The 20208-nt window shown below is 39.6% G+C and carries 15 protein-coding genes; 7 read left to right on the top strand and 8 right to left on the bottom strand.

The genetic code is table 11. The annotated features are described in order from the left end of the window. Window positions 1-462: 462 nt before the first annotated feature. The gene (locus AC0VX1_RS25615) at window positions 463-1356 is read right to left on the bottom strand and encodes a helix-turn-helix domain-containing protein (RefSeq protein WP_057278160.1); all 894 of its coding nucleotides are present in this window, start codon (window positions 1354-1356) and stop codon (window positions 463-465) included. 547 nt (window positions 1357-1903) lie between these two features. Between AC0VX1_RS25615 and AC0VX1_RS25610 the strand changes: the two genes are divergently transcribed. Then, window positions 1904-2221, top strand: coding sequence for a hypothetical protein (locus tag AC0VX1_RS25610; RefSeq protein WP_034315725.1), 318 nt, complete (start codon window positions 1904-1906; stop codon window positions 2219-2221). Between the two features lie 28 nt (window positions 2222-2249). Here the strand turns inward: AC0VX1_RS25610 and AC0VX1_RS25605 are convergent, their stop codons facing one another. Further along, window positions 2250-2393, bottom strand: a complete 144-nt coding sequence (locus AC0VX1_RS25605; protein ID WP_413007833.1) for a hypothetical protein — start codon at window positions 2391-2393, stop codon at window positions 2250-2252. A 468-nt stretch (window positions 2394-2861) separates the two neighbouring features. Between AC0VX1_RS25605 and AC0VX1_RS25600 the strand changes: the two genes are divergently transcribed. The 3 genes from AC0VX1_RS25600 (at window position 2862) to AC0VX1_RS25590 (ending at window position 8847) form a co-directional block, all read left to right on the top strand. Then, on the top strand, window positions 2862-4298 hold the full coding sequence (locus AC0VX1_RS25600; RefSeq protein ID WP_475469525.1) for a hypothetical protein: 1437 nt from the start codon (window positions 2862-2864) through the stop codon (window positions 4296-4298). A gap of 150 nt (window positions 4299-4448) precedes the next feature. Then, window positions 4449-6455, top strand: coding sequence for a penicillin-binding transpeptidase domain-containing protein (locus AC0VX1_RS25595; RefSeq protein WP_475469524.1), 2007 nt, complete (start codon window positions 4449-4451; stop codon window positions 6453-6455). A gap of 322 nt (window positions 6456-6777) precedes the next feature. Next, window positions 6778-8847 (top strand): SpoIID/LytB domain-containing protein, encoded by a 2070-nt coding sequence (locus AC0VX1_RS25590; RefSeq protein ID WP_475469523.1) that lies wholly within the window; start codon window positions 6778-6780, stop codon window positions 8845-8847. A gap of 37 nt (window positions 8848-8884) precedes the next feature. Here the strand turns inward: AC0VX1_RS25590 and AC0VX1_RS25585 are convergent, their stop codons facing one another. Further along, a complete protein-coding gene (locus AC0VX1_RS25585) occupies window positions 8885-9115 on the bottom strand; it encodes a hypothetical protein (RefSeq protein ID WP_475469522.1) in 231 nt (76 codons plus the stop codon). A 120-nt stretch (window positions 9116-9235) separates the two neighbouring features. Then, window positions 9236-10660 carry an alkaline phosphatase gene (locus AC0VX1_RS25580; protein ID WP_475469521.1) on the bottom strand — a complete coding sequence of 475 codons (1425 nt, stop codon included), beginning with the start codon at window positions 10658-10660 and terminating at the stop codon, window positions 9236-9238. A 247-nt stretch (window positions 10661-10907) separates the two neighbouring features. Between AC0VX1_RS25580 and secA the strand changes: the two genes are divergently transcribed. From secA to AC0VX1_RS25565, 3 genes are all read left to right on the top strand, one after another. Further along, window positions 10908-13286, top strand: a complete 2379-nt coding sequence (gene secA, locus AC0VX1_RS25575) for a preprotein translocase subunit SecA (protein ID WP_475469520.1) — start codon at window positions 10908-10910, stop codon at window positions 13284-13286. Further along, a complete protein-coding gene (locus AC0VX1_RS25570) occupies window positions 13283-13744 on the top strand; it encodes an SLAP domain-containing protein (protein WP_475469519.1) in 462 nt (153 codons plus the stop codon). The genes secA and AC0VX1_RS25570 overlap by 4 nt, the downstream gene beginning before the upstream one ends. A gap of 244 nt (window positions 13745-13988) precedes the next feature. Then, window positions 13989-15776: an LTA synthase family protein gene (locus tag AC0VX1_RS25565; protein ID WP_475469518.1), complete on the top strand. Its 1788-nt coding sequence runs from the start codon at window positions 13989-13991 to the stop codon at window positions 15774-15776. Between the two features lie 20 nt (window positions 15777-15796). On the opposite strand, the gene AC0VX1_RS25560 is transcribed toward AC0VX1_RS25565, so the two are convergent. The 4 genes from AC0VX1_RS25560 to tagD all read right to left on the bottom strand — a co-directional run bounded on the left by AC0VX1_RS25560 (window position 15797) and on the right by tagD (window position 19876). Continuing rightward, entirely contained in the window at window positions 15797-16723 is a 927-nt protein-coding gene (locus AC0VX1_RS25560) for an LCP family glycopolymer transferase (protein WP_034315716.1), read from the bottom strand. A gap of 264 nt (window positions 16724-16987) precedes the next feature. Further along, window positions 16988-18028, bottom strand: coding sequence for a C40 family peptidase (locus AC0VX1_RS25555; RefSeq protein WP_063574676.1), 1041 nt, complete (start codon window positions 18026-18028; stop codon window positions 16988-16990). A 293-nt stretch (window positions 18029-18321) separates the two neighbouring features. Continuing rightward, window positions 18322-19485 (bottom strand): CDP-glycerol glycerophosphotransferase family protein, encoded by a 1164-nt coding sequence (locus AC0VX1_RS25550; protein ID WP_475469517.1) that lies wholly within the window; start codon window positions 19483-19485, stop codon window positions 18322-18324. Then, window positions 19478-19876 (bottom strand): glycerol-3-phosphate cytidylyltransferase, encoded by a 399-nt coding sequence (tagD, locus tag AC0VX1_RS25545; RefSeq protein WP_034315711.1) that lies wholly within the window; start codon window positions 19874-19876, stop codon window positions 19478-19480. Before tagD ends, AC0VX1_RS25550 begins: the two co-directional genes overlap by 8 nt. Window positions 19877-20208 lie beyond the last annotated feature (332 nt).

The raw sequence follows: 20208 nt of genomic DNA, 5'->3' as shown, positions 1-20208 counted from the left end.
CCTAGTTATATATTTTTGTATGATCATGAACCATCAGTTCTTAACTTTTCGTAATTCCCATCCCGGCTTTGTGTAATATGATTGAATGCCGGAACCATTCTCTTTACGTTCTATTCAATTTAATCACTGCTTCTTGCCGTTATATTCATAAATACCCTGTAAAAGTCAATATCGTCAAAAATCCGCTTGAATATAAGCAGTTCGGATATAAACAGGAATAACCGGCATTCACGATGAACATGCCTGGAATCCTTCATCCTCATTAGCTTCACAAAACTAAGGGATGAGGGGCCGGAACCCTTTTTTAATGTGCTTTTTTTGAAGCATCTCTTTATTATACTTCATTTTGGCTTGGAATTTAAAATGTAGAATAGAGGTTTTGAAAATGATGAGTGTGAGATTATGCATATTCTTGGTTAATGGGAAGAGCCATTCCAGCGGGAATGGCTCTAAAATATGAAATTAGTTAACTTTCATTTCATTCTTCCAACTGTCCAACTTTTTGTTGATGAATGTAACAAAGGTATGATTTTTTTGTAAATTGAATAGAAACGCTGACTTTTCCAAGTACTCTTTTGCCTCTTCAAAGTTACCTACGAGTTCAAAATTATACCCTAAATGGTAATGCAAATCCGCTAAAGCATATAATTGGTCGTGTTCGAGGCACCACTTTATGGCATCTTGGCAGCAGGCAATGGACTCTTCGTATCGGACCAGGCGTGTTAACACTCTGCCGAAGTTATAGGATAGACGTGTCTTAAGCGTTTTATCCGTCAAAAAGGGCAGGGCTTTCAAGTGATCTAAAGCTTTCCGTAACAAGGCGAATGCATTTTCGTACTGTTCTTCGGCAACATACATTACACCAAGGCTGCTTAAGATTTCAAGCTCCCGTTCCGAATAAATTTTGTCTGTCGTATGAGTAATGGCTATGGCCTGATTAATGAAATCGATGGCTTTATCTAAATCTTTATTTTTTTCATATTCGTATATTCCCTTGTGCCAAAGAATCAATTGATGATTCTTTTTATTCTGAAGAAAGAGGGGACTGTTTTCCTCAGCCTTTACAATTTGCTGCATTTCCTCATAATTTCGGGTTCTTCTGGCTATTTTTAATTGATAAATCACTTCTTCCACGTAATCCAGCCTAGGGGTCATTCCAATATCGAAAAAATAGTTTACATCAACGCCTAAACGTTGGGAAATTAAATAAAGAGTGGATGCATATGGATAGACATCGCCCTTTTCAATCTTACTGATCTGTGCTTGTGTACAAATACCGGTTGCCAACTCTTCCTGGGAAAGCCCGATTTGTTTACGTAGTTCTTTGATCTTTTGTCCAACTGCAAAAAAATCCATTTTGATTCTCCTTAAAATATGCCTAGAGTTATATTTTGTTATGAAAAATCGGTGAAAGCGGTATGTACAGGTCCTGAACGGTTTAAATAGATTCTTTAGTCGAAATATATGGTTTTAAGAAGTGTGGTTAAATATAACTATAGAATTTATTTCTATTTTAACCAATATTTTTTTAAAAGAAAAGGAGGAATGACCTATGAAAAAAAGTACTAAAGCATTAGTCGTATCTTTTCTTATCATCGCTGCTTTTGTTATTGTCCCAAGCGAATTACCAGGCCTTTACGCAGAACTTCCAGGTTTATATAAATAAGTAAATGAAGCTTACTATTACTGATTCAAGCATCTTCAATTGAAGATGTTTTTTTATTATCATTTTTGAATGATTATTCTTTTGCGCATATTCCTGTAGTTATAATTATCTATGAATGGGGAGAGTAAGGTCCATTTGGTAGGCGTGGAAGAAACGTGAGGGTAGTTTGTAACGCCTATTTCCTTTTAATGATTTTGTTATAGTGTAAATAACAAAACGGAGAGAGGTGTAAGGTTAATGATTGATATTAATATGAAAGTTCAACCCTCTTTTTACGATGATGAATGTGCCATTGTGTTTTCTTTTTATTTTGATAAGGCAACAAGGAATATTGGTGAAGCTGTGGTGTACACTTGCCAAAAATCAGATGAAAAAGAATACAGCCAAGATCATATAGATACAGATGTACAAGAAAAAATCGCCTATATTAAAGAGTTTTCCATTGCGGATGAATATCAGGCAACCTCAATGAAGAAAATTAAACATTTTTTGAATGTAATCGGTATCAAAAAATGTGTGAAGCATAACCTTCAGGGAAATGAAATCGCATTTTAAACGATAAAAACTCATGACATCCCATATGTCATGAGTTTTTACCATTTAAATGAGTGTTTTGAGCATTCATTTTCTTTTTGATGAAATCGCTCAATTGTTTCCTTTCACTTGGTTTAGCGTTATTTGCTCTTTCAAAAAATTTAAAGTGTTGTTTAATTCTATCGGATTTCATGATGTCTCTCCTTTGTATTTTTTATTTACCCATTTTTTTTTAATTAAAACGTGATTTCCTCATAAAGGGATAAGAATAATGAGCCAATAGATCACGTAATTATTCCTATAGTTATATTTTCATCTGTCAATCCCTGCATATAAGGATTAATTAGATGATAATAAGTGGTAAAGCCTAAATATGGGAGAATTTCGAGTTTTATCATACTTAAAAAAAATGCTAAAATGGTCCGAATATCGGATTTTTCATTAGAAACATCAGTTTCTAGTACCCTAAAGTGAAGAGGGTTGAAGAACTCTTTTCGATGGCCCCCGAGCACTTGCTTGGGGGATCTTTTTGTTTTTTGGATAATTTGTCCACTTTATTTCTATATTATGTTTCGTTTTGTTTGTATATACATGGGTAAATATAAGAAACAAGATGAATTAAACCTGTGTTTATAGCAGTTTAATCGGAGGAATATATTTTATGGATGTGAAAGTGAAGAATGATCCCACGAAGCGAACTTTCCAGCAGTTCATTTTTCCATTTACGCTTGAAGGAAAAATGATTGAAAAGTTTGTGGGAAAATTGCTTGAGGACAATTTCGTTTTTTTGAACTTGAAAGATATGGAACAACAAAATCAATTTTACGGCGGCCATAAAGTTTCGCACCGTAAATTGGAAAAGTATTTCATGCCATACATCGAGCCGATTTTATTTCCGGGTCATGCAAAACAGAAGGAAGGCTTGCGGCGTTTCACGAAAAAACTGGATATTGATTGTACCTTCGAATCACCCTATCTAAATACCCCATTTATTATTAACTCTATAGATATTTTCATATGCCCATTTCATATTGGCATGATGAATCTACGTGTTACTTTACCTGAAGGGCTTTCACATAATGATGTGCTCTATTTTGGCGATACATTTAGAATCCTCGAACCGATTGCTGATGATGAAGAAAAAACGAAAGTTGGCTGCCGTGAAAATCAGTATGAACAGGTGAAGGATTTCATCTTCAATGAACTGTTGCCGCCTATTGAGGAATATATAGATGAGGAACAAGCGGATCCGACCTATTTTGGGAGTTTGCCCTTTTTCATCGATGAAAGAATGTATGTGATCAGTTATACGGCATTCCCTGAGAATCGTGATATTTCTAAAAATGATTTATTCCGGATCAGTGAGCTGAACGGGTATGACAATGATGGTGAGCCATATATAGGCGCATTAAACCCTGATTATATAGAAAAGTATTATCAAGAAAGGGTATATGACAGGTGGGGCAAGGAAACCTATTATGTAACTAGCATGTATCATTTCGCGTGTGTCACGAAAGCGACAGGTAAACTGGAACAAGAACTGGCAAGTCAAATGTACGGCCAGCATTTTTATACATTGTTGCTTTTCTTCTATTATAAGATCGTACTGCTTAAATTGGCTCATGAACATTCCCAGATTGATGTGGAAAAAGATCAATCGGATACAGAACAGCTGATTTTCATGATCACTCAGTTTTCTGCAAAGTACTTATTCACTGAAGTGAATAGTACGGCAATCGGTAAAGAGCTTTTCAAAAAAACGGATGAAACCTTCAGGATTGCCCCTCTCTACAGAGAAGTGAAGGAAACACTTTCCTACCTTTATCAAAATCAGGATAAACTGTCTGGGAAAAGCAGTAATTATCTTTTGCAAATACTAACGATTTATACGGTGGTCTCCGGTATATTCGGAATGAATCTATACATTGAAGATTGGAAAGGGAAATTACCATGGAAAGCGTATATGGATTACACCTTATACGAATGGATAGCTGTCATTGTAACGACAAGCGGACTCATCATTTCAGCCATCCTGGGCTTTTTCTTCCTGAAAAAATGGCTGCAAGAGAAAAAAAGCCGAAAAAAAAGAATGCTTTAAAGTCCTGTACACGATGTACAGGACTTTTGTTTTAGAAAAAACATGGTTAAATTAGAAAAATGAAGAAATTCGGCATACGAAATCCCCCATTCCCCTAATATTTTGCTAAACTATAGGTATATCACTCTAACTATTCATTAGGAGGAAATCATGAAGAAACTAGCTTTAGTTTCCAGCTTATTGTTGATGAGCGTATTGTTCCTGGCCGGTTGCTCGGACGAGCCAAGTCCGGAAGAGCGCTTTGCGGCATACACGAAGCTTTGGAATAAACAAGATTTTACGAAGATGTACGAGTATCTGTCACCTGAGACAAGGAAAGAAATCAGTGCGGATGAATTTGAGAAGCGTTATGAAAAAATCTATACGGGCATTGAAGCCGACCAATTAAAGGTGGACTATAAACAGCCAAAAGAAGAAAAAAATCATAAAGATGGAGAAAAGGTAAGCCTTGCATATACCGTTGATATGTCCACTATGGCGGGCGCAGTCAGCTCTGACCATAAAGCGACACTTGTCAAGGAAGGGGAAGGCGAGGAAGAAAATTGGTACATCGAGTGGGATGAGAGCTACATATTCCCTCAATTGGAAGCTGGTGAGAAGGTATCGGTTGAATCGTATCCAGCCATTCGCGGGGAAATTGTCGATCGAAATGAACGCGGCCTCGCCATGAATGGAACGGTGGCAGAAGTGGGAATCGTGCCAGAGAAAATGGCCAACGAATCCGAAACAGTTAAAAAGGTCGCTGGAATCCTCAACATGTCCACTGACGAAGTGAATCAGAAATTAAAACAAACATGGGTAAAGCCAAGCTATTTCGTGCCCATCAAGAAAATGTCAAATGATAATAGCGCAACTTTGGAAAAGCTATTGAGCATTGCCGGGGTATCTGTCAATAATACGGAAGAGCGCATATATCCGTATAAAGAGGCCACTGCCCACCTAATCGGATATGTCGGTGAGGCATCGGCCGAGGACCTGGAGAAATTGAAAGGAAAAGGATATACCGCAAGTGATGTTATTGGCAAGCGAGGTCTTGAGGAAGTGTTGGAAGCGCGGCTTAAAGGCAAACCTGGCGGTAAAATCTTCATTAAAACCGAAGATGGCGAAGAAAAGGTGATTGCTGAAAAGCCTGCTGAAGAGGGAGAAACAATTATATTGACCATCGACGCCGAGCTTCAAAAGGATATCTTCAAGCAATATAAGAACGAAACTGGATCGGCATCGGCAATTGATCCGAAGACAGGCGAAACGCTTGCACTTGTTTCAAGTCCGTCATTCGATCCTAATAAATATATTTTCGGAATAACGAAAGCAGAACAAAAAGCGCTTGAAGAAGACCCGAAAAAACCACTTCTGAACCGCTTCAGTTCGACGTTTGCACCTGGTTCAACCATTAAGGCCCTCACTGCGGCGATCGCCTTGGAAAATGGTGTGGATCCGAAAGAGTCGATCAATATCCAAGGGAAAACGTGGGCCAAATCGACATGGAAAGATCATTCCATTACAAGGGTTTCGGACCCTGGAGTTCCAATCGATATGGAGAAGGCATTAATTTATTCAGACAACATTTACTTTGCCCAAAAAGCTCTCGGGCTTGGAAAGGAAAAATTCACGAATGGACTCAAGGCTTTCGGATTTGATGAGTCTTTGAATTATGATTATCCGATCAAAGCATCGAGCATTGGCAAGATCGACAGTGAGGGAAGATTGGCAGATGCCGGATATGGTCAAGCGCAAGTTCAAATGAGCACGCTCCACCTCGCCATGACCTATTCAGCCTTCTTGAATGAAGGAAACATTCCTGCACCTTTCTTAATAACTGGAGATAAAATAGAAATGAAAATATGGAAAGAAAATGCGATATCAGCAGACCAAGCGAATCAGGTCACCAAGATGTTGACACAAGTGGTGGAGCATCCTAAGGGAAGCGGACATGGAATAGCTGATCTTGGCATCAAAATCGCTGCCAAAACGGGAACTGCTGAAATCAAGGCATCCAAAAACGCGGACGGAACAGAAAACGGCTGGTTTGTTGCCATGGACACAGAAGACCCGGAACTTCTCATGGCATGGATGATGGAAGATGTAAAAGGACGAGGCGGCAGCCATGTCGTTGTTGACCAAATGAAACCGGTGTTGAAGAAGTATTTAAAGTAAAGAAAAAAGTCACCCATCAGAACTGGGCAAGCATTTAACATTAAAAAGCAGGACATTGGCTTCTTCCATGTCCTGCTTTATTTTGGTTGTGGATTCTAATTTGTGGCGGCAATGAAGCTGGATTTGAAGGAGAATGAATCGTGCATACAGAATGTAAAAAGGGAGTTCAATAACTTGCTAGTATACTAGGGACGTCCTGAAACCATGATGTTTACAGAGTGACATCATCCAGGCCGTTATGTTACCACATGCCGATGGATTGAATGGGATTAATTCAAAAATCCTTGAAAGATGAATAGAATGGGAATGAGGATGAAAAGGAATGAAAAGATTAAAGTATTTGTTTATCGCTTTCTTTATCACTTTTTTTGCATTTCCTTCTCATGAAGCGACGGCAGCAGAAGAAAACTCAACGATGGAAGTGAAACTGAAGAATTATTTGGGCAATAGAACCAGTGCCGAAATAACGGCAACCGGGGACTACCGTACATCAAGGGGAGAGATATTCATAAAGGCGGGGGAAAATCTGACTTTGAAAGTGGAGTCGGCTAAACTTGCCGTATACAAAGGATCTAAGAAAAAGGGATCTTATGCTTCTTTTAAGGTAATACCAGTTAAACCTGATTCTTCATTATCCATAAACGGCCGTCCGTACCAAGGCTCATTTTCATTTACAGCGGAGGACGGTTACATCCGTCCGATCAATACTGTTTATATGGAAGATTACCTAAAGGGCGTCGTACCGCTGGAGATGCCTGCACTATGGCACTCCGAAGCCTTAAAAGCACAGGCGATTGCCGCCCGGACCTATGCACTTCGCCATCAATCCACAATAATTGATGATACGGTTTCTTACCAAGTATATGGCGGGGCTGCCGGTCACTATCGAACTAATTCAGCCATTGAGCAGACGAAGGGCATGGTAATCAAGCATGATGGCGAAATAATCGAAGCGTTCTTTTCCTCAAGCAATGGAGGAATGACCGAATCGAATTCAAATGTTTGGTCAAGTGGCAACCCCCTTGCATATTTATCTATAAAAGAAGATTTCTATGATCCGAAAACCAGTTGGGAGATAACGCTGGACAAGCAGCAAATCGACCTTTCAAAAATGGACTTAGCTAAACCGGAAGAATGGTGGACAAGTGTAGAGGAAAAAGATAAAACGGTTGTGCCGAAGCTTAAGGCTTGGCTGAAGAATAATGGATATGCGCAGAAAGATATTAAAATAACGGAGATTCCCTTGTTAACATTTTCAGATGAGAAAACGGGAGGCCGTGTAACGAAAGGCTCCATCCAATTGAATTTCTATGTAAGGGACCTCGTTGATGACCGGGGAAAGCTTCTGCCGCAAACGGTTAGGCTTACTAATGTATCAGCTTCCAAAATCAGGGGCATGGTGGGGCAAGAGGTGATGAAAAGCTATCTGGTTGACCATTCATCCTCCGATCACTCTAAAATTTCTATTAAAGGATCAGGATATGGGCATGGTGTCGGGCTAAGTCAGTTTGGGGCGAAAAACAGAGCGGAAGCAGGACAATCCTATCTAGATATTTTGGGATTTTATTATCCTGACACAACTATAGAAAGGGAATATGGACCAGGCACTGGATATAAAACGGATCTTGTCGCCAAGTCAGAACCGAATTCAGTAAGCATGAAAGCGCAAACGGATCATGTCAATGATGAGGTTGGAATCACATACTCCCTAAAAGAAAATACTGTGGTTACACTTACGATTAAAGATGGTAAAGGGAAATCCATAGCTACCCCAGTCCGTGACCAAACAATGAAAAAGGGTACCCATTCAGCAATCTGGAACACAAAAGCGGTGAGTAACGGTACATATAAAGCAGAAATATCAGCAATGGACCGCAACGGGAATGAAGGTTTGGCAACAATGCCGATTAAGATCAGTAAAGATACGTCGGCACCGAAAATCACCGAAGTCAAAACATCGGGTGACTATAGTACCGAAAAAGCGAACATAACATATATAATTAATGAAAACGCTAATGTAACAGTGGAAATCAAGAACAGTAAAGGGAAGGTTGTCGGTATCCTTTCTGAAAGGCCGTTCAGTAAAGGCAGGCAATCCGCAACATGGGATTTCAAAAATATGTCCAGCGGCATATTTACGGTGACAATCTCAGCTAAGGATAAGAGTGACAATCAGAAAACCATTTCAACGAAAATCTCGATCAGGAAGACGACGGGAATAGTGACAGCAAGCGAATTATATATTAAAGAAAATAGAAATGCATCTTCTGAAACGGTTGGGAATCTATACAGGGACCAATCTGTAACGATCTTGGCGCAACAAGATGAGTGGTACAAAGTGAAAAAGGGAAGCCAAATTGGGTATGTATTAAAAAAACATATAAAAAAATGAATGAGCAGGACGCCAATCATGGCGTCTTTTTTTGACATCATGACTCTTCATCAAACGCACGAGTATACGGAACAAATTCACGAGTAAAAGGCGGAAACTCACGAGTAAATGCCCCAAACTCACGAGTAAAAGGCGGAAACTCACGAGTAAATGCCCCAAACTCACGAGTAAAAGGAGTAAACTCACGAGTAAATGCTGCAAAATCACGAGTAAAGCACGGATTCACGAGTATACGCACCAAACTCACGAGTAAAAGGAGTAAACTCACGAGTAAATGCCCCAAACTCACGAGTAAATGCATTAAACTCGTGAGTAATGCCCGCAAACTTCGCCATAACTTGAGTTAACGGACCTTAATCAAAATAAAAATGAGAATCTTAAAATGCATTCATTCCTCTTTTGTTTTATGCTGACCGGGTGTAAACGGAACGCCAGCGGCTTTTGTGATGATTTTTGAAATATCGGTATTTTCAATGACTCCATCAAAGGCTTCACTGCCTGGGCCCGAGGCGAAAACGGGAATCATATTGGCTGTGTGTCCTCCTGTGGAACTGGCTGCCCGTATGCTTCGATCAGCTACGCCCGCCTTATGGTGCCTGGCGATGGTGCTACCGATTTCCCAATCGATTTGATGCTTTGGATAGACAAGCGTTTTATTCTTTCTCACGTTATCAATGAATTGATCGACTTCCTGATCCGTAAGAGATATATGTGCATACTTCTTGAATGTGGAAACGACACTTTCTGGATTGATTTCATTATTTTTATCGAATGTAAGCTGTTTGGACATATATTCGGATGAAACCCTGATTTTTTTCAATGCCTTGATATCCATTGTTTCAGAAGCGGAGGTCCCCATTGTTTCGTGGTCTGCAAGTACAACGATCAACGTATCATTTCGATTTTTTGCCCAATCTACAACCTCTTTCACGGTTTGGTCAAATTCGATGGTTTCTTTCCATATTCCAGTGATGTCGGCTGCATGCTCCATATGGTCAATACGCGCACCCTCGGCCATCAAGAAGAATCCCTTATCACCATGGGATAAAATATTCAACGCTTTGGATGTCATTTCGGGGAGGGATGGCTCTTGGGAATGTAATACTTCTTTATCCAGTTTGAAATTCATATAGGTAGGGTGAAATAATCCTAAAAGTTTTGCCGGAGTATTAATGGAACTAAGTTCTTCTTTAGTCGTAGTAATCCCATAGCCAGCTTGTTTAAATTTGGCGATTAAATCCTCGCCATTCTGCTTATCCGCATTGAAATAGCTGGCACCACCGCCAAGAATGACATCGATCCGGTTATCAAAGAGCTGCCTCGCGATATTTGCGCCACCTGTCCAGCGGTTAGGCACACTTGCACCAAAGGCAGCGGGTGTGGCATCGACTACCATATTGGTTGAGATGATCCCGACTTTTTTGCCATTGTTCTGAAAGGCATCCAATACACTATCCACCTCGGAACCATTGGCATCGACACCGATTGATTCATTGTTGGTTTTTATACCAGTGGCAATCGCCGACCCCCCTGCTGCCGAGTCAGTGACGTAATTATTGGCGGAATAGGTGCGCATCAGGGCGACATGCTCCAGTTTTTCCAAATGTAGTACACCTGTCTTTCCATATTCCAATTGCCGGGCAATTTCTATTGCCCCTAGCCCCATGCCGTCGCCAATCAGCAATATGACATTCTTGGGGGTGTTTCTTGTTTCTGCTTGAATAGGGGAGCCCATGCTAATAATGAAAATTATAAGAACGAATAATCCAAAGCGATGCGGCTGTACGAGTTTATATCTGGATGTCTTATTCATCTGAAATCCTCCATTGGGTGAAAGTCTTCCTATTATTTGTTTAAATCGATAAAAAAACCCCTCCCTGATATTCAGTATGGAGCTAATCTTTTTAGCATGGTTAGCGGCATCAAGTCGGTTTTTGTATAATTTGTCTTTCAAAAAAATAAAGAATTTCTATATAATTACAATAAATTTTATAAACAGTAAATACATAACTGATATAATTTCACTAAAGGTCAATTGAATTAATAGGAGAGAAAACCCTATGCTATCCAGTATGAAAAAGTTCTTCAAAGAAGGTTCTAAAGACTTGAAGAGAATTTATAAGTTAGTAGAAGAAGTGAATCGGCTAGAGGGTAAATATGAAAAATATTCAGATCTGGAATTAAGCGGAATGAAGGATAGATTTAAAAGCATTTTGGATGCTGGTGATAATGTTTTGGATATACAAGCCGAAGCTTTTGCGGTCGTGAGGGAGGCTTCCAAGCGAGTATTGAATCTTAGGCACCATGATGTTCAGCTTGCAGGCGGTTTTGTCCTGAGTGAAGGGGGCATTGCCCAAATGAATACGGGCGAGGGGAAGACGCTTGTCTCTACATTGCCTAGCTATTTACATGCACTGTTCGGTAATGGTGTCCATATAATAACGGCCAATGAATATTTGGCCAAACGTGATAAAGAGTTAATGGGACAAATTCATGAATTTCTAGGATTGACGATCGGTTTGAACATTTCCCAAATGGGACCTTCCGCGAAACGTGAAGCATATGCGGCAGATATCACGTATGGGACGGCAACAGAGTTCGGTTTTGATTATTTGCGTGATAATCTGGTTTATCGAAGGGAAGACAAGGTACAAAGAGGACACCGATTTGCCATTGTCGATGAGGTTGACAGCATCTTGATAGATGAAGCGAGGACACCATTAATCATTGCGGGCAGGGCAAACGACGGAACCGAGCTTCACCAGATCACGGCGCAAATCATGAAGACATTTATAGAAAAGGATGATTACGAGATTTCCATCGAGTCAAGGTCCGCCTTCTTCACGGATCAAGGTGCTTCCAAGATTGAAGAGGCCTTTGGCATCGACAATCTGTATGGAATGGAGCATCAAGAGTTATTACATAATGTTACACAGGCGCTGAAAGCGCGGGCAATCATGAAGTTGGATGTGGACTACATTGTCATCGATGGAAAGATTGCAATCATCGATAAATTCACAGGCAGGATGATGGAAGGGCGAAGCTTCAGTGACGGGCTGCATCAAGCCATTGAGGCAAAAGAGGGATTGGAGATTTCCGAAGAGAATGAAACACAGGCTATGATTTCCGTCCAAAATTATTTTCAATTATATCATTCAATGTCTGGGATGACAGGGAGTGCCATACCATCAAAGTCTGAATTCCAGGAAATATATCAGCTCCCCGTCATTGAAATTCCAACTAATGAGCCTATTATTCGAGTGGATGAGGTTGATTTGCTTTATAAAGATGAAACATGCAAAATCAACAAAATCATCACGGAAGTAAAACGGATCCATGATGAAGGCAGACCTATCCTGATCGGGACGACCTCCATTGAGCAATCTGAAAAAATTTCGGTTCAACTGGATAATCGGAAAATTAAACATCAAATCCTTAATGCGAAGACGGAAGAGGATGAAGCGGAGATCATTGCGAATGCCGGGCAAAAAAAACAAGTGATGCTGGCTACGAACATGGCTGGGAGAGGAACGGATATATTACTTGGGAATGATGTCAAGGAATTGGGCGGCCTTCATATTATCGGGACGGAGCGTCACGAAAGCCGTCGGATCGATATGCAGTTAAGAGGACGTTCCGGGCGGCAGGGTGATCCTGGTTCAACACAATTCATCATTTCTTTGGAAGATGATTTGTTTCATTACTATGATGAAGCAGAATTGGGACGTTATATCAAGAAAATCAAAACGGATGAAAATGGGTTGGTGCTGGGCCCTGCACCCGATAAATTCGTTAAAATGGTTCAGGAAACGGTAGAGCAGATGCATCAATCAAGCCGATATCACATATTGAAGTTGGAACATGCATTAAATGAGCAGAGTAAAATCATCTATGCAATGAGAGCTCGGATTCTTGATATGGAGCTTGAACGGATGTCGGCCATTTTACTTGACTGCATCGTAAAATACATTACTCGGCTCACAGTGAAATATGACCGTGAACATATAGCGGAGCCTGACTCCTCTGCCTTAATTGAAGAGCTAACCTTTGTTTTGCTTTCGTTAGGTTGGCAGGAAAGTGATTTGAAGGATATAGAAGGCCAAATTGAAGGAAGGGTGTTGGAGGCTTTAGGTGAATGGGAATCGAGACTGGTGATCTTTCAAGACGATGCAGAATGGGGAAACCAGTTGCGCGCTTTCATGCTGCAGCACATCGATACAAATTGGATGAACCATTTAGATGAAATGAACAGTTTGAAGGAAGGCATTGGTTTAAGCGAACATGGTCAGCAGGACCCATATGCGTTGTTTGAAAAAGCAGCTCTCAGTCAATTCAACCTTCTATTAAGTAAAATTGAGGCGGAGATAAGCATCCGTTTTATGGAATATATGAAAAGCAATCAGCAAGATGCAGCTTCTTTCGAGGGGGAGGAACGATGAGTTTATTTGGAAAAAGGGATAATGCAGCTTCAGATGTACCTAAGTTAGCAAATCATGATGACACCGTTCATACTGTCCTGATGTTTCACAAGGGGTGGGATATTTCCAAGCAAGAGGAATATGTATATAAATTCCACCATCAAAGGCTGCCTGCATTAAAACCGAACCAAATTTCTATATCCGGCATCAAGCTGACTAGGGTGGAAGATGATGTCATCATAGAGGCTTTTCTGCGAAGTTCAATAGAGAAAGCTGTCATTTTTGATATCGTGGATTTACTGTTAGTTGATGGAGATGGAAAATTCCTCGCGAAAAAGACATTCGATCTCACAGAGCTTGGTGAGCTTCCGGCACTTTCAAGCATGCCATGGCATTTCTTGTTCGAGGAAGGGGATATTTTGGCGGAATCGATTCCTGATGAAGGTTGGAAGATTGCTTTTGAATGGAAGAGAAAGTAGAAAAACAACTGCATGAGTCTAACGGCAATCGGCAGCTTTTTTGCCGGAGCGCCAAAGCAAAGCCCTCATCCTTTTAGTGATGAAGGTTTTTTGTTTATAAGGGAGGTCAGTAGCACCAAATATTTATGCCATTTTCTGTGTGCAATTTCTCATAAATGGCAACGCTGAGTAATATTTATAAGTAATCTTCCGCAATCTAGCCTAACCAAGGCTTGGAAATAATGAAGAGGAAAGTGGCAGGAACATGAAGAATAACCGTAATCAACGCTTGAAGGAGAGGCTATTTGAGTTATTGTCATTCTCAATCGTGGCCATACTTTTCATTTATACGAATGATAGGATGGGTAACGATCTTTCTATTGGAATAATTACGATAATCATCGGTGCTGCCGGTTTTGTTGTTTATCTGAAGGAATGGATATCGAATCGAATCGTAAAGGGCTTCATTTTTTCAGTTTTCCTTCTTTCGATCATGGTCTTTTTCCTTGGGGACATCTGGTTTTATCGTTATTATTCGACACCTATAACATCCTATATGTGGATGCAAAAAAGCAATCTGAATGGGCTAGGTGAAAGTATATTCAGTATGATGGAAATCAAGGATGCAATCTTTCTTCTGGCAGGCATTCCAATTGCTGAATCTTTTGTGAAGAAAAAATACCCCCTCAAGCATATGGCACTTGTGCCGGCCGTAATATTCCTGATGATAGCAGGATTAAAACCGGTCAAGAATATCTTTATCGACAAAGTAGATATAACCCGGCGTTATGAGGCAAATACCTTCTTGCGAACCTGGGGCCCTATCGGTCATCATGCATTGGATACGTATGCCTACTTTACTGACTCGGGAAGGGATGAAATGTCTTCGGAAGAAAAGAAGGCCGTTTCTGATTACTTCAATAAAAAGAAAAGAAAGGAAAATGCCCATTCAGGATCCTTGGAAGGGAAGAATCTCATTATCATCCAGGTGGAATCTTTACAGTCGTTTCCGCTCTTTCAAACCAGTGCCGGGCAGGAGGTCACGCCATTCATGAATGGGCTGGCGAAAGGGGGATTGTATTTCCCGCATGTATATCCGCAGACGGTATTTGGAAATTCATCTGATGGAGAGCTTATCGTGAATACCGGACTATTTCCTTTAAAGCAAGGTGCGACCTTTTTTCGGTTCCCTTATAATGATTTTCCTGGTCTTGCCAAGGAATTAAAGAAGTCGGATTATCAAAGTATTGCTTTCCACGGAGATGAAGAAGACTTTTGGAATAGGCAGCATGCATATCCCTCGCTAGGTTTTGATGACTATCTTTCCATAGAGGATATGAAGCAGGACGAGATGATTTCGATGGGCTTGGGAGACCGCAGTTTCTTTAATCAAAGCTATGATTTCTTAAAAGATAAACAAAACCCCTATTACGCTTTTTTCGTTACTTTGACCAGCCATGTACCTTTTTCACTGCCGAAGGAACAGATAACAATGAAGCATGAAGTTGGAAAAGAAAATAATTACCTGACTAAATATTTCGAAGCCATTCATTATACAGATTCCGCAATCGGGGATTTCGTGAAGAAGTTGAAGGATGACGGGAAGTTGAAAGACAGCGTAATTGTCATTTACGGAGATCATGATGGGCTATTCTTAAAAGATAAACACGAGGTTGAAGCGTATTATGGTAGTAAAATTAGCAATGAAGAGTGGATTGAAAAATATATGCCCATTCCCGTGATCATTTATCAGGAGGATATGGAAGGGAGAACGATTGATAAGGTGGCGGGCCAAATCGATATTCTGCCCACTCTATATGATTTGTTCAATATAAAGAGTTCTTCATACTTTGGAGAGAGCATGCTGGATGGCGAAGAGGGTGATGCCTTGATATTAAAAGGGGATTATGGTTCTCAAATGAAAATAAATGGGGAAGGCAAGGTCGAAGGATTTTCACCAGAAGATCAAAAGGAGATTGATCTGAGTGATCAGGTGATACGCTCCGATTACTTAAAAAAAATTGAGAAGGAGGTAAAAAAAGAGGATGACTGATAAAAGTCATCCTCCTTACATTATAATCCCAAATGTGTTTTAACACGATTTTGGGCTTCAAGCTTTGTATCTTCTGGAACGATGTTGTACCAAACGCCATCTACCCGTTGATTGTCACCTTCAAGTGTATATTGTTCAATATTTTTGAGGGATGATTTGTAGTTATTTTGAATGCTCAGCATTTCATTGAAACTTAAATTGGTTTCCACGTTTTTACCTAAAGCTTCGAATATATCGTCATAATTGGTAAGTGTTGATAGGCTTGCCCCTTTTTTCATGACAGCTTGGATAACTTGGCGTTGCCGCATTTGCCGTCCATAATCCCCGCGGGGATCTTCTTTACGGATTCGGGAATAAATCAAGGCCTCTTTACCATTTAAGTCGATTGTACCTTTGTTGAAGGTATACCCTTTATAGGCAAGGTCCATATCATTATCGACCGTGACACCGCCAACGGCATTCACGATATCCTGAAAGCCTTCCATATTCATTTTGACGTAATAGTCAATCGGAATATCCAAATAGGATTCCACTGTATTTATCGACATGGCGACTCCGCCATATGCATAGGCATGGTTCATTTTATCATTTATACCTTTACCGACGATCTCTGTACGCGTATCTCTCGGTAAACTCAATAACTCAATTGATTCTTTTTTAGGATTAACGGTCATGACAATCATCGTATCTGATCGACCTGAGTCATTTTTTCTTTCATCCACACCAAGAATTAGTAATGAAAATGGATCTTGGCTTTTGAACTTGATGTCCTCCACACGTTTATCCGTTTTATGGGCTGTGCCCTGCATAGTGCTGATCGCACCGGCTAATGATTGATATACTGAAGCGCCATAAACACCTGCGCCAATGATAAGGATAAGAAGGGTGAAGCCGATTATTTTAAACGTTTTGCGTTTCTTTTTCTTTTTTTTATGTTCGGATCTCATTTAATATTCCTCCCTTAACCATCCCACAAAATGGAAGGTGTGAAAAAGTACCTAGTCGGTATTTTTAACTATACCTTTTTTTTGTCAAAAATAGAATAGTTTCTTTTTGTAGTTAGAGTGCATATTTACCTTTTTTCATTCAAAAAAACGAAGGATTCTGAATTCCTTCGTTTACACAGCATTCATTTTTTTCCAAAAGTTATAGAAGTTATGAATATTTTCATAAATTTGCCAGACTTTAAGAGAAAGTCTGGCAAGTAAATCTTATAAACTTCTATAACCGATGATTTTACTTTTGAAATAAGAGTTTGAAGTAGTACTGATCGTTACTCCCTTACTTGATGAGGCATGAATGAATTCCCCGCCGCCCAAGTAAATTCCCATATGGCTTATGACTGATTTATTGGAACCCGTTGCAAAGAAGATAAGATCGCCGCTTTTCGGTGAAGTAACTTTTTTACCCATATCATAATAGGTGGACGATGAAAGCCTTGGAACATCATACCCAGCCTTCTTGAACGTATAGTAAATGAATCCGCTGCAATCGAATCCTGATGGGGAGGAACCCGCCCACGAATAAGGTGTGCCAATCAATTTCTTTGCTTCGGAAACGAGCTTGGCCACTTTGTTTCCTGAACTTGGGGCTTCCACTTTTCCACCATCGTTTTTATCTGCAGGGGCTGTGCTTGCCGATGTACTTAATTTCAGTTTTTGCCCTACTCTGATTAAATCGGACTTTAACGAGTTGATTGATTTAAGCTGGGCTACAGTCAAGTTTGTTTTTCTGGAAATCTTGGAAAGAGTATCACCTTTTACCACAATGTATGTAGACGAATTGGCTGGGGTCTGTGTACCACTGGATGGTTTGGAGCTGCCGGGTAAATCAATGGTAGTGGTGGTGGTTGATTTGGATACGATAAGTTTGGCGCCTGCATAAATTCTGTCGGATTTTAAGTTATTCAGTTTCATCAATTCAGCAAGTGTAAGGTTATGCTTGTTTGCTATCCTGGTTAAGGTATCACCTGAAACAATGGTATATGTGGTTTTCTTTGTTGTTTTCACGGAAACTGAAGGAGCATTTGATGTTGTTTTGGAGTTGGGTGTAATTAATTTTTGATTGATTCTCAAAAAGTCTGATTTTAAGTTATTAAGCTGTTTTAAGTCTTTTACCGTCGTATTATGATTTTGGGCGATTTTACTTAGGTTATCACCGCTTTTGACTGTATATGTACCGGCAAGGGCAGGAGAAACAAAAGTCGAAGATAAAATGGCTAATGTCGAAAATGCGACAACACTTTTTTTCACGGTTTTCCACCTCGAATATGTCTTTTTCCCTATTCTAACAAAATAAATGGGTTTAAACATATTACATTTTTGTTACAAGGGGGAAATAGTAGTATTTTACTGGTTTATATTGGTGGCGTTTGAGCATTGTAATCTACAATATTTTCTATATTGTGAGTCTTTTTTCATATTTCGGAGCGTGGTGTTTCCCTTTGTCACTTTATGAAAAAAATGTACCTTTTTGTAGGGCGTGCATTCCGCTCAGTGGTTATGGAAAAATAGAAAACCCACTTCGTTTTACGAAGTGGGTGGTTTTATTTATAAAGGAAATCAACTAAGTTCCTGCTTGAATTTCCCGTGGAGTATTCATTCCATTTTTGGTTAAAGGAAGCGATCTTCATTAATGAATGATCGGCGGTACGGATTTTCCTCAAGAGCTCTTTCGTGGTGGATACCACGGGTCCGGGCATGGAAGAAGAGTAATCCTCCCAGAATCCCCGTTCCTGCACATACTTTTCTAAGTCATATGCAAAGAATATCATGGGTCTTCCCAAAAAAGAGAATTCAAATGGAATCGATGAGTAATCGGTTATTAAAAGATCCGTACTGATCAGCAGTTGATTAACGTGAAAGTCACTATTGACAGGGAAAATGAATCCCGGGAATTTATCTTGTAAATCATGCTCTGCTTTTACAGCTGGATGCAGCTTTAGCAATAACGCATAATTTTCGCCCTTAAGTTCCTTGTAGAGCAATTCCAAATCAAGAGCAATCTCTCCGTTGTTCAAGCCGTCATTACGAAATGTAGGGGCATATAACATGATTTTCTTATGCTCAAGTTCCGGATACTTGGCCAGCAAAGCATTACGGGCAGTCCTTTTTGATTCATCATTAAAAAAGAAATCGGTCCGAGGGATCCCGGTCCTTAGGATATGGGATGCCGGCAGTTGGAAACTTTCTTGATAAATCTCGGCCATTCTCTCTGAACCTGCCGTAACATAATCGAATTTACCATATACCTCAAAAAATCTTTTCCTTGCACCGGCTGAACGGTTTTTAATGGAAGGATCTTTTGCTCCGAATTGCTTTACGGCACCGGCCGCATGCCACACTTGCACGCATGTCACTTGCTTTTTGAATGAAATGGCTGAAAGAAAGCCAAAATAATTATCGATGATAATCCATTTTGATGTAGCCAGATGATAAATCGATCGGATCATGGCACTGATATTTTTTGATTCAAACGGAAGGACGATGGTTTCCCCATCGTCCTTAACTTGTATAGAACTGCTTGATTTCATTAAAAATACCTTTTGAACGGAAATGTCCTGCTTGTCCATTTCATCTGCGATATATTGGCAATTGTCCCCAAATGATGTGACAAAGGTCGTTTTGTCATATAAAGGGAAAAGTTTAAAGATAGAGAATAAAACTTTGAAACAAAAAAGATAAATCCCTATCGCGAATTCTTTAGCCATTAGTAACTTGTAGAAGGTCATCTTTAATTTGGGAAGTCGAAATGCCGATTGTCCTTGGAAGGTAGACCACTTCACAAACTTCGGATAATTCATCGAATTGGCCTTTCCAGTCATCACCCATTACAAAGATATCCACACCTTCGCGAACGATGTCTTCCTTCTTTTGTTCCCAATTGTCTTCAGGTATGACTTCATCCACATAACGAATTGATTCTAGGATCATTTTTCTGTTTTCAAAGCTGTGATAAGCTTTTTTATCTTTTAAAGCATTGAATTCATCCGTAGAAATGGCAACGATCAGATAATCCCCTAAATCTTTAGCACGTTTTAATAGATTGATATGACCCCAATGAAGCAAATCAAAGGTTCCGTAAGTGATTACTTTTTTCATTTTTATTCCTCCTTTAAGACTCTTGAACTGTTATTCAATCAAATTAATATATATTTGGTCTATTAGAATATGAAATGGAACAATAAAACAGGCAACCGGCTCTTTAATTCTGCTTGTTGTTTTCCTATATTTTTTAGGCAATGACAATCTCTAACTAATTATAACTTAATAGCTTTACAAATAAACCACAATTTTTTTACAATTAAACCACAATTTTTTACATTGATGATTCTTGTAAATATTATTTTTTAAGTTAAAATTAAATGTTGACTAATTTGTATGACTCTGAAGGGCATAATAAAGTGTCCATAATTAATGTAAGGATTTATACT

This window comes from Peribacillus sp. QJM3NY_7 (assembly GCF_056173225.1).
This window is presented reverse-complemented; position numbering and strand designations above follow the sequence as displayed.